Annotated in this window: 16 protein-coding genes and 2 pseudogenes; all 18 read left to right on the top strand. The window is 47.9% G+C overall.

Annotated features, from left to right (window positions below; translation table 11 throughout):
* The first annotated feature begins 3 nt into the window (after positions 1 to 3).
* On the top strand, positions 4 to 288 hold the full coding sequence (locus tag RBQ93_RS08475; protein ID WP_320371673.1) for a nucleotidyltransferase domain-containing protein: 285 nt from the start codon (positions 4 to 6) through the stop codon (positions 286 to 288).
* Positions 285 to 725: a hypothetical protein gene (locus RBQ93_RS08470; protein WP_320371672.1), complete on the top strand. Its 441-nt coding sequence runs from the start codon at positions 285 to 287 to the stop codon at positions 723 to 725. The genes RBQ93_RS08475 and RBQ93_RS08470 overlap by 4 nt, the downstream gene beginning before the upstream one ends.
* Positions 726 to 788: 63 nt before the next feature.
* Positions 789 to 1,088 (top strand): transposase, encoded by a 300-nt coding sequence (locus tag RBQ93_RS08465; RefSeq protein WP_320371671.1) that lies wholly within the window; start codon positions 789 to 791, stop codon positions 1,086 to 1,088.
* Positions 1,089 to 1,322: 234 nt separating this feature from the next.
* Positions 1,323 to 1,760 (top strand): annotated as a pseudogene (locus tag RBQ93_RS08460) (GDP-mannose 4,6-dehydratase); the annotation flags it as partial.
* A gap of 173 nt (positions 1,761 to 1,933) precedes the next feature.
* The gene (gene mntA, locus RBQ93_RS08455; protein ID WP_320371670.1) at positions 1,934 to 2,314 is read left to right on the top strand and encodes a type VII toxin-antitoxin system MntA family adenylyltransferase antitoxin; all 381 of its coding nucleotides are present in this window, start codon (positions 1,934 to 1,936) and stop codon (positions 2,312 to 2,314) included.
* Positions 2,304 to 2,720 carry a type VII toxin-antitoxin system HepT family RNase toxin gene (gene hepT / locus RBQ93_RS08450; protein WP_320371669.1) on the top strand — a complete coding sequence of 139 codons (417 nt, stop codon included), beginning with the start codon at positions 2,304 to 2,306 and terminating at the stop codon, positions 2,718 to 2,720. The genes mntA and hepT overlap by 11 nt, the downstream gene beginning before the upstream one ends.
* A gap of 285 nt (positions 2,721 to 3,005) precedes the next feature.
* Complete coding sequence (locus tag RBQ93_RS08445) at positions 3,006 to 4,070, top strand: PDDEXK nuclease domain-containing protein (protein ID WP_320371668.1); 1,065 nt, start codon at positions 3,006 to 3,008, stop codon at positions 4,068 to 4,070.
* 819 nt (positions 4,071 to 4,889) lie between these two features.
* Positions 4,890 to 5,885, top strand: coding sequence for a sugar phosphate nucleotidyltransferase (locus RBQ93_RS08440; RefSeq protein WP_320371667.1), 996 nt, complete (start codon positions 4,890 to 4,892; stop codon positions 5,883 to 5,885).
* A gap of 173 nt (positions 5,886 to 6,058) precedes the next feature.
* Positions 6,059 to 6,343, top strand: a complete 285-nt coding sequence (locus RBQ93_RS08435) for a nucleotidyltransferase domain-containing protein (RefSeq protein ID WP_320371666.1) — start codon at positions 6,059 to 6,061, stop codon at positions 6,341 to 6,343.
* Positions 6,340 to 6,780 carry a hypothetical protein gene (locus tag RBQ93_RS08430; protein WP_320371665.1) on the top strand — a complete coding sequence of 147 codons (441 nt, stop codon included), beginning with the start codon at positions 6,340 to 6,342 and terminating at the stop codon, positions 6,778 to 6,780. The genes RBQ93_RS08435 and RBQ93_RS08430 overlap by 4 nt, the downstream gene beginning before the upstream one ends.
* Positions 6,781 to 6,875: 95 nt before the next feature.
* Positions 6,876 to 7,085 carry a hypothetical protein gene (locus RBQ93_RS08425; protein ID WP_320371664.1) on the top strand — a complete coding sequence of 70 codons (210 nt, stop codon included), beginning with the start codon at positions 6,876 to 6,878 and terminating at the stop codon, positions 7,083 to 7,085.
* Positions 7,086 to 7,323: 238 nt separating this feature from the next.
* On the top strand, positions 7,324 to 7,992 hold the full coding sequence (locus RBQ93_RS08420) for a class I SAM-dependent methyltransferase (RefSeq protein ID WP_320371663.1): 669 nt from the start codon (positions 7,324 to 7,326) through the stop codon (positions 7,990 to 7,992).
* Positions 7,993 to 8,085: 93 nt separating this feature from the next.
* A complete protein-coding gene (locus RBQ93_RS08415) occupies positions 8,086 to 9,324 on the top strand; it encodes an MATE family efflux transporter (protein WP_320371662.1) in 1,239 nt (412 codons plus the stop codon).
* An 8-nt stretch (positions 9,325 to 9,332) separates the two neighbouring features.
* Positions 9,333 to 9,956 (top strand): hypothetical protein, encoded by a 624-nt coding sequence (locus RBQ93_RS08410; RefSeq protein ID WP_320371661.1) that lies wholly within the window; start codon positions 9,333 to 9,335, stop codon positions 9,954 to 9,956.
* Positions 9,953 to 11,173: a hypothetical protein gene (locus tag RBQ93_RS08405; protein WP_320371660.1), complete on the top strand. Its 1,221-nt coding sequence runs from the start codon at positions 9,953 to 9,955 to the stop codon at positions 11,171 to 11,173. The genes RBQ93_RS08410 and RBQ93_RS08405 overlap by 4 nt, the downstream gene beginning before the upstream one ends.
* A gap of 8 nt (positions 11,174 to 11,181) precedes the next feature.
* Positions 11,182 to 12,534, top strand: coding sequence for an O-antigen ligase family protein (locus RBQ93_RS08400; protein WP_320371659.1), 1,353 nt, complete (start codon positions 11,182 to 11,184; stop codon positions 12,532 to 12,534).
* Between the two features lie 56 nt (positions 12,535 to 12,590).
* Positions 12,591 to 13,535: a glycosyltransferase family 1 protein gene (locus tag RBQ93_RS08395; RefSeq protein WP_320371658.1), complete on the top strand. Its 945-nt coding sequence runs from the start codon at positions 12,591 to 12,593 to the stop codon at positions 13,533 to 13,535.
* Positions 13,532 to 13,662: pseudogene (locus RBQ93_RS12445) on the top strand (glycosyltransferase family 4 protein); the annotation flags it as partial. The gene RBQ93_RS08395 and the pseudogene RBQ93_RS12445, both read left to right, overlap by 4 nt.

Here is a 13,662-nt window from a genome sequence, read left to right as displayed (position 1 = left end):
GCCATGCGCCTGACCGAAACTGAAAAAGCAGCAATCAAATCCGTCATTGCCGACCATGACCCGCAGGCCAGGGTGTACCTGTTCGGCTCACGGGTTGATGACACCAAGCTCGGCGGTGATATCGACCTGCTGATCATGTCAGACAGCCTGTCAATTGGTGATCGCGGCAAAATCCGTTGGGAGCTGTGTGGCAGGCTTGGCGAACAGAAGATTGATATCCTTATTGCACACGATATCACGGATCCTTTTGTGGCGCTTGCCTACAAAACCGGAGAGCTTCTTTCATGACCGACGATCTGAAAAAACTGCTACAGAAGGAGCTGCAGCTGCTTGACGATGCTCGTCAGATATTGGCGTATTCCTTTGCAAAATGCAGCAAAATCGGCCTCAAACCTGACTACACACCCGAAGAACTGGAAAGTTTCGAGTCACTGTGCAGTCGTTTCGCCCGTCTGAGCGACATCATGACGCAAAAGATATTCAGGTTGTTGGCCGAGATCGCCCTTGAACAGCCTGGTACCGTGCGTGACCGGATCAACAGGGCCGAAAAATGGAACCTGATCGAGAGTGCTGAAGAGTTTGTCGCCATTCGCATTGTCAGGAATGACATTGCGCATGAATACCTGCCGGAAGCGATCCGGGATATTTTTAAAAAAGTTATGGGGTTGACCCCGGCCCTGCTGAAAGCCGTCGATCTCACCAAGAACTACTGCAGCAGATTGTAGTGGCAGGCAGCACCAGGGACTGGTTCTGCAGGTGTCTGCCCCTGTCTTGAGGTGCTAAAGCCTATGCCCAAAATTGCGCGAGGCTCCGGAGAAGGATTAACCTATCATGTCATCAACCGTGGTAACGGTCGGCAGAAGGTATTTCATAAGGATGCTGATTACCAGACTTTTACAGAATTACTTGCCGATGCAGGGAAGCGTTTTGATGTAAGTATGCTGTCGTATTGCCTGATGCCGAATCATTTTCATCTTCTCGCCCAGGCGGCTCAAACCGAACTTCTCAGCCAGTGGATGCAATGGGTAATGATAAGCCATGTACGACGTTATCACCGCCATTACGGTACAAGCGGCCACATCTGGTAAGGAAGATACAAAAGTTTCATCGTTCAATCAAATGAACACCTGTTTACGGTCATCAGGCACATAGAGGGCAACCCTGTAAGAGCTGGGCTTGTAGAAAGTGCTGCCAATTGGCAATGGTCTTCACAGTGATGAATGGCAACAACAGACAATTGTACGACTTGGTTTGGAATCAACAGTGCGCCGGAGAGGGCGACCATGGGACAAAACGGTAAAGTAGCCTGTCCCCTTTAAGCCCTAGGCAATCTTTCTGCCTTACGGGACTGGTGGGGGCATGCCAAGGACTATGTCGAGATGCAGTGGCTGATGCTGCAGCAGCCGGAGCCGGAGGATTATGTGATCGCTACCGGTCACCAGCACAGCGTGCGCGATTTTGTGAATGCCGCCGCCGAAGAGCTGGGCATGAAGATCAGCTGGCAGGGCAACGGTGTTGACGAAACCGGCAGCGACCAGAGCGGCAAGGTGATCGTCAGGGTTGACACGCGCTACTTCAGGCCCACCGAGGTAGAGACCCTGCTGGGCGACCCCAGCAAGGCACACCAGAAACTGGGTTGGAAACCCAGGATCACCTTCAAGGAACTGGTGACCGAGATGGTGCGGGAGGATTTAAAAGCCGCTGAACGGGATGAGTTGATCAAGAAACACGGTTATCAGGCCTTTGATTACAACGAATAAGCGAGCACTATCTCTCCCAGAGACGCTGAGTTACACGGAGAACGTGAAAACCGAATAAAAGCTCCTTGATTTAAGAGGTTTACCCCAAACCAGTTGTTAGATTTACTCGGCGTGCATCCGCCTTTCTCGGCGGTTAATTAACAATTTTGCCACAAACGGGCGAGAGACAAAACATGACAACAGACCAGCTGGCCGCCATACTAGCCACCTTCGCCGATCTTGAGCTGGCTGTCATCATCGGGAGCCAGACAAACGGCACCGCCCGTCCGGACAGTGATTGGGATATTGCTCTTCAGTGGTCACGAAGCCTGACATTTACGGAGCAACTTGCTGCAACAGAACGCCTCCGGAATCTGGTGGCAAAGCAGTTACAGGCCCCGCAGCAGTCAATTGATCTGATTGATCTGCCGACCGCCCGTCTGGCTATGCGCGCTGTTGTAGCTGAAGAAGGGATAGTCCTCAAAGGTGGAGAAAGTCTGGCATGGCATCGCTTTCTGCAAAGGACCTGGCGGGAACTCGAAGAACAGTATTGGGAGCAACTTTATGCGGCTTGATCTCTACCAGACCGAAACAGCTCTGATTGCGCAACAGCAGACCTCACTGCTTGATGAGGCCGCAGAACGGCTACAATCCGGCGGCAGCCTGTCCCGGCTTGAGCAGAATGGAGTACTGCATGCCATTCAGGTGCTGGTTGAGAATGCGGTCGGCAAATCAAAGCAACTGATCAAGGCAGCAGAAAAACAGGTGCCGCTATCGGCATATGACAGCTTTGTGGGGCTGTCAGAGCTCGGGTATATTAACGAACAGGATTTGCAGGCGTGGAATGCTGCCATTGGCCTCCGAAACCGGATTGTTCATGACTACATGAATATCGATATGCAGCGGGTTCTTGAGTTAGTAGGCAAAAAACAATACCGATTCGTCACTGATTTCCTGATGACACCGCTAAATGAAGCGTAGCGAACGGACGAGAAACAGAAAACATTATCTCTCGCAAAGCCGCTAAGATCGCCAAGAAATGCTACATCTATCGGAAACCGCAGATGGACGCCGATCAACGCAGAGCAAGCAAAAGGCTTAAAAGATTTGGTGGCGCCTGGTTGTACCCCTGAAAAGCGACTTTGAAGTTATCTGCGTGCATCCGCCTGTATCGGCGGTCACATCTGATTTTCTCTGTGGCCTCTGTGTTTATAAAGAATTCCGTCGCGTCGTAGCGTAGCGTGAAACCTGAATTAAGGAACGTAGATGTCCTCTGGACGCCACCACCAAACACCAGTGCGAGACGAGTTCCCTTCACTGGTACATCAGCTTCGCGAGTTGATCCAATCCGCGCGCCGTCAGGCGTTGCGCGCTGTAGATACTATACAGGTTCGCACCTGTTGGGAAATCGGTCGCCACATCGTCGAGTTTGAGCAACAAGGGCTTGACCGTGCGGAATATGGGAGCCGTTTGATTCCCAGGCTGGCCGAATCACTGACATCTGAATTCGGTCGGGGATTTGATGCGTCAAATCTTCGCTACATGCGCCTATTTTATCAAGCCTTTCCGAAACGTGACGCACTGCGTCACGAATTGAGCTGGACACATTATCGCACACTGCTTCGGGTGGAGGACGAGCGGGCCCGACAGTGGTACATGAACGAAGCTGCCGAGCAGAACTGGAGTACCCGCGCACTGGATCGGCAGATCAACACACTCTATTACGAGCGCTTGCTGGCCAGCAAAAATCGCGACCCTGTTCGCCAAGAGGCGGCCAATCAGATTGCCGCCTTAAACCACAACCCTCGTGAGTTCGTACGCGACCCGGTGATTTTGGAATTTCTCGGTCTGCCGGAAACAGGACGCCTGCTCGAGGCAGACCTCGAACAAGCACTTATCGACAAACTGCAATCCTTTCTGCTTGAGCTCGGCAAGGGTTTTGCCTTTGTCGCCAGGCAAATGCGCATCAGTACGGAAAACAAGGATTTCTATATAGATCTCGTTTTCTATAACTACCTGCTCAAGTGTTTCGTGCTGTTTGACCTCAAAACCGGCGAACTCGCTCACCAGGACATTGGCCAGATGGACATGTATGTCCGCATGGTCGACGACCTAAAGCGTTCTCCTGACGATAACCCTACGGTTGGCATCATCCTCTGCGCAGCCAAAGATCATTCGGTGGTGCGCTACTCCGTACTGCACGAAAATCAACAGCTCTTTGCCAGCAAATACAAACTGATTCTGCCAACCGAGGATGAACTGAGAGCGGAACTTGAAAAAGAACAACGACTGCTCGCCGAAATCGAATTAAGAGGTAATCATATCCTCTGAAACAACCATCCAATAGACAGATAGCTGCTGAAAGATGATGGTACAGCCGCACCACTAAAAACAGGTTGTATGTTTACTCGGCGTGCATCCGCCTTTATCGGCGGCTAGACCTGATTTTCTCAGTTGCTCCGTGTTTCACATGCTGTAGAATTTCTTCGCGTACTCCGCGCCTTGAGTGAGCGTAGCGAACGGGCGAGAAACCAGAAGTCTTTTATCTCTCGCAAAGCCGCTAAGATCGCCAAGAATGCTGTAGGATTGTAAGGGGTAAAGCAGTAACCCTGAAAATATGATTTTCCCTGTGCCCTCTGTGTTTCAAGTGCTGTAGACTTTCTTCGCGTGCTCCGCGCCTTAAGTGAGCGAAGCGAACGGGCGAGAAACCAGAAGTCTTTTGTCTCTCGCAAAGCCGCTAAGATCGCCAAGAATGCTGTAGGATTGTAAGGGGTAAAGCAGTAACCCTGAAAATATGATTTTCCCTGTGCCCTCTGTGTTTCAAGTGCTGTAGACTTTCTTCGCGTGCTCCGCGCCTTAAGTGAGCGAAGCGAACGGGCGAGAAACCAGAAGTCTTTTGTCTCTCGCAAAGCCGCTAAGATCGCCAAGAATGCTGTAGGATTGTAAGGGGTAAAGCAGTAACCCTGAAAATATGATTTTCCCTGTGTTCTCTGTGCCACTTTGTTTCTACTGATCTTCGTCGCGTCGTTGCGCCGCCGCGTGATTCCCTTTTTTGCCCTGCCCAAAAAATAGTCTTGTATACAACGAAGGGGGGGGTGTATATAAAAACTTTAATTTTTTGTAAGAATTCCAGCTAGGAGTTCCAAAACAATGAAGATCATCCTGCCGGTGGCCGGCAAAGGCACCCGACTACGACCCCATACCCATACCAAGGCCAAATCCCTGGTGCATGTGGCCGGCAAGACCGTGCTGGAACATATCATCAGCCGCCTGCTGCCGCTCAAAGCCCAGGAGTTAATCTTCATCATCGATGAAAACGGCAGTCAGATTCAGGAGTTCATGCAGAAGAAGTTTCCTGAGCTCAGCTGCAGCTACATCACCCAGCAGGAACGCAAAGGACCGGCCCATGCGGTCTGGCTGGCCGCCCCCCGCATCAACCCCGGCGATGATCTGCTGATCGTCTTCAACGACACCATCTTCGACACCGACCTGACCCGTATCCCACAACTCTGCAGCGACTGCGATGGCCTGATCTACTCCAAAGAGGTCGAAGATTACCAGCGCTTCGGGGTCAACGTCGTCACCGACGGCCTGATCACCACCATGGTCGAGAAACCGGACACACCGGTCTCCAGGCTGGCTCAGGTCGGGCTCTATTACCTGAAGGACGCCCCGCGCTTCATGGCCTATCTGGCCGCCACCATCGAGGCCGGCGACCTGGTCAAGGGCGAGTACTACCTGCCGGCGGTCTTCATGCGGATGATCGCCGACGGCTGCAAGCTGAAAGCCCCCGAGATCGACGCCTGGCTCGATTGCGGCAAGCCCGAGACCATCCTGGCAACCAACGCCTACCTGCTCAAGGGCCGCCACCATATCCACGGCGAGGCCGTTAATTGTGTCTTCATCGAGCCGGTGCACCTTGAGAAGGGTGTTGTGGTGCGAGACAGCATCCTCGGCCCCAACGTCTCGGTGGCCAAGGGCAGCGTCATCGAGCGCAGCATCATCCGCGACAGCATTATCAACAGCGATAGCACCGTCAGCGACATGCTGCTGACCGACACCATCCTGGGTGATGCCGTGCAGCTGATCGGCTCACCCCGCAAGATGAACATCGGTGATCACTCGCTGATTGAAATGCAGGGGTAAACAAAGCCGTTAACCCAGAGGAACCGCAGATGGGCGCCGAGCAATGCAGAAAAAGCAAAAAACACCAAAAGCCTTTGGGTTGCTGGGATATCCTAATAACAGGCCATTGACGTTATAGGCGTGTTTCGTGCCGTTATCGGCGGTTAAAAGCTGTTAGCTACCAGGTACATCGCATGCGTCTGACTAAATATGAAAAAGATGCCATCACCTCAGTAATCGCCATATTCGATCCGCAGGCCAGGGTGTACCTGTTCGGCTCACGGGTTGACGACACCAAGCGTGGTGGCGACATCGACCTGCTCATCATGTCAGACAGTCTGTCACTTGGAGATCGCGGCAAAATTAGCTGGGAACTGTGTGGCAGGCTTGGCGAACAGAAGATCGATATCCTTATTGCAAAGGATACCGCGGATCCGTTTGTGGCGCTTGCCTATAAAACCGGAGAGCTTCTTTCGTGACAGAATATCTGAATAAACTAGTGCAGAAAGAGCTGCAGCTGCTTGAAGATGCTCGCCAGATATTGGCGTATTCCTTTGCCAAATGCAGTAAAATCGGCATCAAAACAGACTACACGCCGGAAGAATTAGAGAGTTTCGAATCACTTTGCAGCCGTTTCGCCCGTCTGAGCGACATCATGACGCAAAAGATATTCAGGCTGCTGGCCGAGATAGCCCTTGAGCAGCCCGGTACCGTACGAGACCGGATCAACCGGGCTGAAAAGTGGAACCTGATCGAGACAGCTGAAGATTTTGTCGCAATCCGTATTGTAAGGAATGACATCGCCCATGAATATCTACCTGAAGCGATCCGGGATATTTTCAAAAAAGTGATGGAACTGACGCCGACACTGCTTAAAAGCGTCTCTCTCACCACTGACTACTGCAGCAAATTGTAGCCTTATCGCAGCGCATGGCACATCGGTTTGTGTGCAGCACGAGCAGGCGAAAACAGAAAGCAAATTGGAAATACGAGAGATGTCGCTCAGTTTTTGTGCGAGACAGCATTCTCGGCCCCAACATCTCCGTGGCCAAGGGTAGCGTCATTGAACGCAGCATCATCCGCAACAGCATTATTAATAGCGACTCTACGGTAACTAGCATGCTGCTGACCGACACCATCCTGGGCGATGCGGTGCAACTGATCGGCTCACCGCGTAAGATGAACATCGGCGACCACTCGCTGATTGAAATGCAGGGGTAATGAACGCTCTACTACAGCAGGAACAGGACAACTTATATATAAGGTGCTAGAACGAATGATAACGAATATTATTAAATTAATAAGAAGATATTTAGTATGTTTTGGCATCAAAGTATGCAGGGATAAATCGCGAGACTGGCAACAGTATCTCTATCCGAAGTCGAACCATACGATACATCCTTTGTATGTTAACATAGGAGCGGGAGGATTCTATCATCCGATGTGGACCAATGTGGATATGCCGAATGAATTCTACCAAAAATTACAAAAAGGTAACGTTCATGTGGTTTATGATTTATGCAGCCTGCAACCGTTGCCATTTGAATCAGGAAGTGTTGCCATATTCTATACGTCGCATACTATCGAGCATCTTCCTAACGACAAGGTGAGACATCTATTTGCTGAAATTCACCGATGCCTGAAAGTGGGAGGCATATTCCGCGTAACCTGCCCTGATATGGAAATTCAGTATCGCGCATACCAAAACAGAGATGAGCACTTCTGGTCCCAACCATCACCTTGGTTGACAAATTTGTCTGCACTGGAAAACCGGTTCATAGAACACTTTGCTACGGCTTTAACGGCACATCATTGTGTAAAAATTAAAGGGACACCGTTTGCGCCGATTTCACCTCAAGAACTGGAAGCTCTTTTCAGTACACATTCCATGGAAGATTTTTTTGATACAATAATCTCGAGGATTCCCCCGGACTCTAACTCATGGTTTCCCGAGGGGCACTGTAATTGGTTTACGCCATCAAAGGTTTTGATGATGCTAAAAAAATCTGGCTTTGCGGCGGTGTATCAATCAGGTTATGGACAATCTGCAGATCCTCGCCTAAGAAACACCGATTTATTTGACTCGACATGCCCTGAACTGTCACTTTATGCTGAAGCGGTTAAATGAAAATTGCGTAATTTCGTTTCAAAACCCCACTTTTTAGTGACCATCACTGCTTGGCTTTCCAAGATCATAAATGCTGTAACGCAGGTGATTGTCATGCGCTATCTGATAATTTATCTCGGTGTAGATGGGTACGGTGCTTTTGCAATTCTCCTGTCGCTGGCCGGATGGGTCGCACTTTCTGATTGTGGATTCAGTACTGCCTTTCAGAATACATTTTCAGAAAACAGGGCAAAATCGGTCAGCACGGAAATACTGGTGTCTCAGATACGGTTTGTGCAATACGGCCTGACTCTGTTATGGATACCTATCGTATGCGCGCTCAGCTTTCCACTTTGTGCATATCTTTTTCCGGAAATGTATTCAGCTTCGAAGGCGATAGTATCAACGGTGATTACTGGTATGGTTATCTGGATGACAAGCGCCGTCGCCGGTATTTCATACAAGTTATTGTACGCCATGCATAAAGGGTATCTCGCAAATGTTTATCCGGCAATTGGGAGTATATTGTCCTTGCTTGCAGTCATTACACTTACGGGCTTAAACCGGTTTGACAACAAATTGCTGGGTGCGGTCATAGCTTACAGTGTTCCACCGTTACTAGTTTCACTTGCCGCAAATATGCATATAAATACAGATTTAAGGTGGACTGTAAAAGGTCTGGATTGGCCCCAGATGCACATTGTCATGAGACGTGCCTGGAGCTTTCTGGGGTTTGCGCTGTTAGTCGCCTGCGTTACCGGTTTTGATTACCTGATTATGGCCCGTATACTGGAACAGCATAACATAGCGGCATATAATGTAGTCAGCCGGGTATTTATCTTCATATATTTTTTATACTACTCGATACTTACTGCCATGTGGCCTGTTTTCACGGAATTGATGACCAGGGAACAATACCAAGCCGTCAAAATTAGAATTTATAAATCGATTTTGCTGGGTGTCGTGATTATATCTTTCAGCACCGCTATGTTCCTCTGTTTTCGAAGTTTCATCTCCGGTGTACTGTCGGATAACAAAATTGTGATTTCCACACAGACAATCATCTGTTTCGGGAGTTACTATCTGCTTCGCGTGTGGGGAGATGCGTTTGCAGTGGTATTAGCGAGTGTCAACAACGTGAAGATTTTCTGGATGTATATGCCGTTTCAGGCTTTGATCAGTCTGGGGCTTCAATATTATCTCGGCAGCAGATATGGGCTTGACGGAATCATTGTCGGCATAGGCATTTCGTTCCTGCTTACTGCTGTCTGGATAAATCCTGCTGTGCTGTACCGACAGTTCAAGCAGAAAATACGCATAGATGTTTTACAATCCAAGATCCCCACCGGATGAGCAAATCTATGAAACTTTTTTTTACGTTATTGTTCAAATGTGTCGTTGTATTTCGGAAAACACACCAGCGGCTGTTCAGTCTAATTCTATCAGGGGTACTTGGCGCAAAGCGTTTGCGGGTTCATCCTTCCGCTAAAATCATCGGTACGCCGGGCATTGCAATAGGCGCAAACTTTTATGCAGGAAAGGATTTTTGGCTTGAGGCAGTCTACACACATGGCACGCTTTCGTATACTCCAAGAATTATTATCGGGGATAATGTCGCTGTTAATGATTCTGTGCACATTGCCGCAACCAACTATATCGAGATCGGTAATAACGTTCTAATGGCAAGCAAAATATATATTTCCGATCATAACCACGGTTCCTACTCCGGTGAACTGCATTCTGCCCCTGAGATGCCGCCTAATATGCGTCCCGTAAGTTCCGATCAGCGAGTAGTCATCGAAGACAATGTTTGGTTAGGTGAATTTGTGGCGGTACTACCAGGTGTAACGATTGGCAAGGGGACTATCATTGGCAGCAACTCAGTAGTTTCACGAAGCATCCCCCCCCGTTCGATTGCCGTAGGCGCCCCCGCAAAAGTTGTGAAGCAGTACAATTCCATAACAAAGAAATGGGAAGCAGTATGAACAATTCAGATGTAGCCGCCTGCACAATAGTTTCAATGAATTATTATTCGTATGCGAGGACGCTTTATGCCTCATTCAACCAGCATAACCCTGGAGCGATGTTTTTTGTTCTGCTCGTCGATAAAAAGCCAGTTGACGTTGAATTTTCCTCTGAGCCATTTGAGGTAATTGAGATTTCCGATCTTGCCATTGATAGTTTTGCCCAAATGGCATTTCAATTTGACATTGTCGAACTGAACACTAACGTAAAACCAGCTTTCATGGAGTTTATTTTAAAAGAACGTAACATTTCAAAGTTAATATACCTAGATCCTGACATCCTAGTTTACCGCTCCATGGAGCACCTAATCGAACTGCTTGACTCCTATGAAATAATTCTTACCCCGCACTGCAATAGCCGAATAGACGATAACCTACGACCGTCGGAACAGGATTTTTTACAAAACGGCGTCTTCAATCTTGGATTTATTGCCGTTAGCAATGGGAATGAGGCTTTTAAATTCTTGGATTGGTGGGGGAATCGTTGTTTGATGTTAGGTTTTTCAGAAACACGCACAGGACTTTTTGTAGACCAGAAATGGGTAAATTTCGCTCCGTGTTTTTTTGACAGGGTGCTGATTCTAAAACATCCCGGATATAATATGGCATATTGGAATTTGCACGAGCGCATACTAGATCAGCAGGAAGAACACTGGACGGTGAACGGCTATCCACTTGTATTTTACCATTTTAGCGGCATTGATGTGTACAATCAGCAGCAGATTTCAAAGCATCAAAACCGTTATGACCTTCAGATACGGCCAGACCTCAAGCAAATATTTGACGAGTACAGGACATTACTGCTTAATAACGGTTACGAAGACTATCGTACATGTGCATACGGCTATGGTACATTTTCTAACGGGAAGAGGATAACGCATGTTGCGCGAAGGCTCTATGCAGCCAACAAAGATTCCCTAGGTAACGCAGACCCATTTTCTTCTGACGGAGAGGTTTATGCATGGTGTAATCGCAACGGCTTCTTCAGCAAAGAGGATCAAAGCGGCGTATACAATGCTCTGACATATGACAAGAACGATTATAGAGTGCGAGCTATTAATTATTGCTTGAAATTGTTACTGGGCATATTTGGAGCTAACAGGTACACATTGTTAATGAAATATCTTTCCTACATATCGGTACTTCGTAATCAGAAGAACATTTTCCCAGTCAAATAGTTTAAGATATGTTCAATTTTACGTGCATACCTGCTGTGGAAAAGTCAAGAACTATCAAACTTCGACCTAATACAACCGTCCAGCTTATGCACTGGATGCTGTACGTCTCTGTAGCAACGGTTTCGTTTGACATTTTTCTAGTTGTTAACATTGGCTTTAATTTCAGAATTTCTCAGCTAGTTCTTATACCGGTTATGCTGTATGTTGCGCTGACACGGCTAACGTCTAAGCATACCGTAGTACCAGTTGGATTCTGCTATTTGCTTGTCTGGTCAACCTTTATTCTTTTGTTCGTGCCAAATACATCGCTTCCGGTTCGCAGCGCAGGCTATGTTTTCTGGCTGCTGTTCAATATTGCAACTATATTCATTTTTGTTCAATTATTCCGAACAGCTCAGCGCATCAACCAGCTGATCCGCTACTACATTTATTCCTTCAGCTTTGTAGCGACCTTTGGCCTGGCCCAATTTATTCTGCCGCTGTTTGGGCTCGAGGCACCGTTGGTGGAGCAGTGGTGGATACCCGGAATGCTGGCAAGGATAAATGGGTTTTCCTATGAGCCATCCTATTTTGCAACCTATCTCACCATAGGGTGGGTGATGGTCGCCAGCCTCCACAAGGACAAAGCCACCATCATTGCGAAACGCAGCCTGTTCAACATATATTTACTGCTTACCGTCGCCATGATTCTGTCATCATCGCGCATGGGCTGGCTTGTCATGATCCTGTGGTATCTTCAATTTCCAGTTCAGTTTCTTTTCAAACTATTCTGCAGTGGTATTGATAGGAGGCTGCTTGGAAAAACCCTGCTATTAATCGTGATCTGCGTTATTTGTTACATTTTTGTGTCCGTCGTAGGAATCGATGCGATTAAATTTCTAATCGAAGGGCTCGGGATTTTAGGTGGATCAAGTCATTCCTCTTCAACACGAATAAATGAACTTCTCGATACTTTGACCGTGTTTGCTGAGAGCCCATTCATAGGATATAGCCTTGGAGGTGTTTCATCTGCAATCGGTGCATTGCGTGGAGTTCATATCACGGATCTTGAAACCGCAAAGGGCCATGAAGGCATGAATGTTTTTGCAGAAGTGCTTGCCGCCAGCGGCATAATTGGGGGCCTGGTTTTTGCGGCCTACGTCGCCTTACTATTTTACCTGCCGATCAAGTTTGTCAGGAAATCGGCCGATTCTGTGTTCCGTCCGCTAGTCAAAGCACTGGTAATTTCCCTTGGGTTTGAATTACTGATACTTCAGTTCAATCAGAACATTCTAAGGCCATACTTGTGGATGCATATAGCGGTACTCTGTTGTACCTATGCTGTAGCTCAGTCATACCATAAAAGCCAGGTGCCAGCTTGAAAATATATTTTGACATCCGATGGTCTGGAAACCACGGGATAGGACGAGTTAGCAGAGTGCTCGAAGAGCGACTAAAATTGGAGTATCTTGAAGTCTCCGGGAATCCAGCGTCTCCGTTCGACCCCATGCGGCTACTACTCGCAATGCTCAAGTTGCCAAGCAAATGTCTAGTCTTTAACCCCGGATATAATGCGCCGTTTTTTTTAGTTCGTCCGTATATCTTTATAATCCATGATCTAAATCATATTGACAGGCCAGAAAACAGTAACTTTCTGAAAAAGTTGTATTATCGTCTGGTAATGCGTAGAGCCTGTAAAAGTGCATTTAAAGTTCTTACTGTTTCCGAATTTTCAAGACAGCGAATTATTGATTGGGCTGATGTTCCTGAGTCCCACGTAGTTAATATTGGTAATGGGGTTGATGATAGTTTTAGTCCTACGACACCACCGTTTTCGCCAGGCTATGAATATTTGTTGTGTGTTAGCAATAGGAAGCCACACAAGAATGAGAAACGCTTGCTGGTGGCTTTTTCGCAAGCCAGCATTGATGTGACAATTCGTATTGTTTTTACGGGAAAAGCTACCGAGTCCTTGCTGCAGTTATGTGAAAATCTACAGATCAAGGATCGAGTTGTATTTTTGGGGTTTATTCCAGACAGTTGTTTGCCGGGCCTTTATCGAGGTGCTTTGGCGCTACTTTTTCCGTCGTTGTATGAGGGGTTTGGGTTACCTGTCGTAGAGGCAATGGCATGTGGCACGCCAGTTGTTACGTCAAAAACAACCTCTTTGCCTGAGGTTGCTGGTGATGCTGCACTACTCGTTGATCCGCTAAACACAGATGAAATAACACAAGCACTTGAGCGCATTGTTAACGATGCTGCTTTGCGTGCAGAATTGACGGAAAAAGGGCTTGCGCGTGCTCGTCAGTTCACATGGGATGATGTTGTCGATAAGGTTAAACATGTGCTTGTAGATGCGACGTGTACTGGGAGCATTAAATGAAAGTTGCAATAATTCATTATTGGTTAGTTGGCATGAGAGGTGGAGAAAAAGTCTTAGAGGCTGTATGTGAACTGTTTCCGCAAGCAGACATCTTTACTCATGTTTATAATTCCGAAGCGATCTCGCC

The sequence above is a fragment of the Trichlorobacter sp. genome (assembly GCF_034008105.1).
In the GTDB taxonomy this organism is placed as follows: Bacteria; Desulfobacterota; Desulfuromonadia; order Geobacterales; family Pseudopelobacteraceae; genus Trichlorobacter.
The sequence above is the reverse complement of the archived record's forward strand: the minus strand, read 5'-3'. Positions and strand labels throughout refer to the sequence as shown.

Bases quoted from the DNA above. Each gene is read 5' to 3' on its own strand.
- RBQ93_RS08475 (WP_320371673.1), top strand. From the start codon at position 4: ATGCGCCTGACCGAAACTGAAAAAGCAGCAATCAAATCCGTCATTGCC.
- RBQ93_RS08470 (WP_320371672.1), top strand. From the start codon at position 285: ATGACCGACGATCTGAAAAAACTGCTACAGAAGGAGCTGCAGCTGCTT.
- RBQ93_RS08465 (WP_320371671.1), top strand. From the start codon at position 789: ATGCCCAAAATTGCGCGAGGCTCCGGAGAAGGATTAACCTATCATGTC.
- mntA (WP_320371670.1), top strand. From the start codon at position 1,934: ATGACAACAGACCAGCTGGCCGCCATACTAGCCACCTTCGCCGATCTT.
- hepT (WP_320371669.1), top strand. From the start codon at position 2,304: ATGCGGCTTGATCTCTACCAGACCGAAACAGCTCTGATTGCGCAACAG.
- RBQ93_RS08445 (WP_320371668.1), top strand. From the start codon at position 3,006: ATGTCCTCTGGACGCCACCACCAAACACCAGTGCGAGACGAGTTCCCT.
- RBQ93_RS08440 (WP_320371667.1), top strand. From the start codon at position 4,890: ATGAAGATCATCCTGCCGGTGGCCGGCAAAGGCACCCGACTACGACCC.
- RBQ93_RS08435 (WP_320371666.1), top strand. From the start codon at position 6,059: ATGCGTCTGACTAAATATGAAAAAGATGCCATCACCTCAGTAATCGCC.
- RBQ93_RS08420 (WP_320371663.1), top strand. From the start codon at position 7,324: ATGCCGAATGAATTCTACCAAAAATTACAAAAAGGTAACGTTCATGTG.
- RBQ93_RS08415 (WP_320371662.1), top strand. From the start codon at position 8,086: ATGCGCTATCTGATAATTTATCTCGGTGTAGATGGGTACGGTGCTTTT.
- RBQ93_RS08410 (WP_320371661.1), top strand. From the start codon at position 9,333: ATGAAACTTTTTTTTACGTTATTGTTCAAATGTGTCGTTGTATTTCGG.
- RBQ93_RS08405 (WP_320371660.1), top strand. From the start codon at position 9,953: ATGAACAATTCAGATGTAGCCGCCTGCACAATAGTTTCAATGAATTAT.
- RBQ93_RS08400 (WP_320371659.1), top strand. From the start codon at position 11,182: ATGTTCAATTTTACGTGCATACCTGCTGTGGAAAAGTCAAGAACTATC.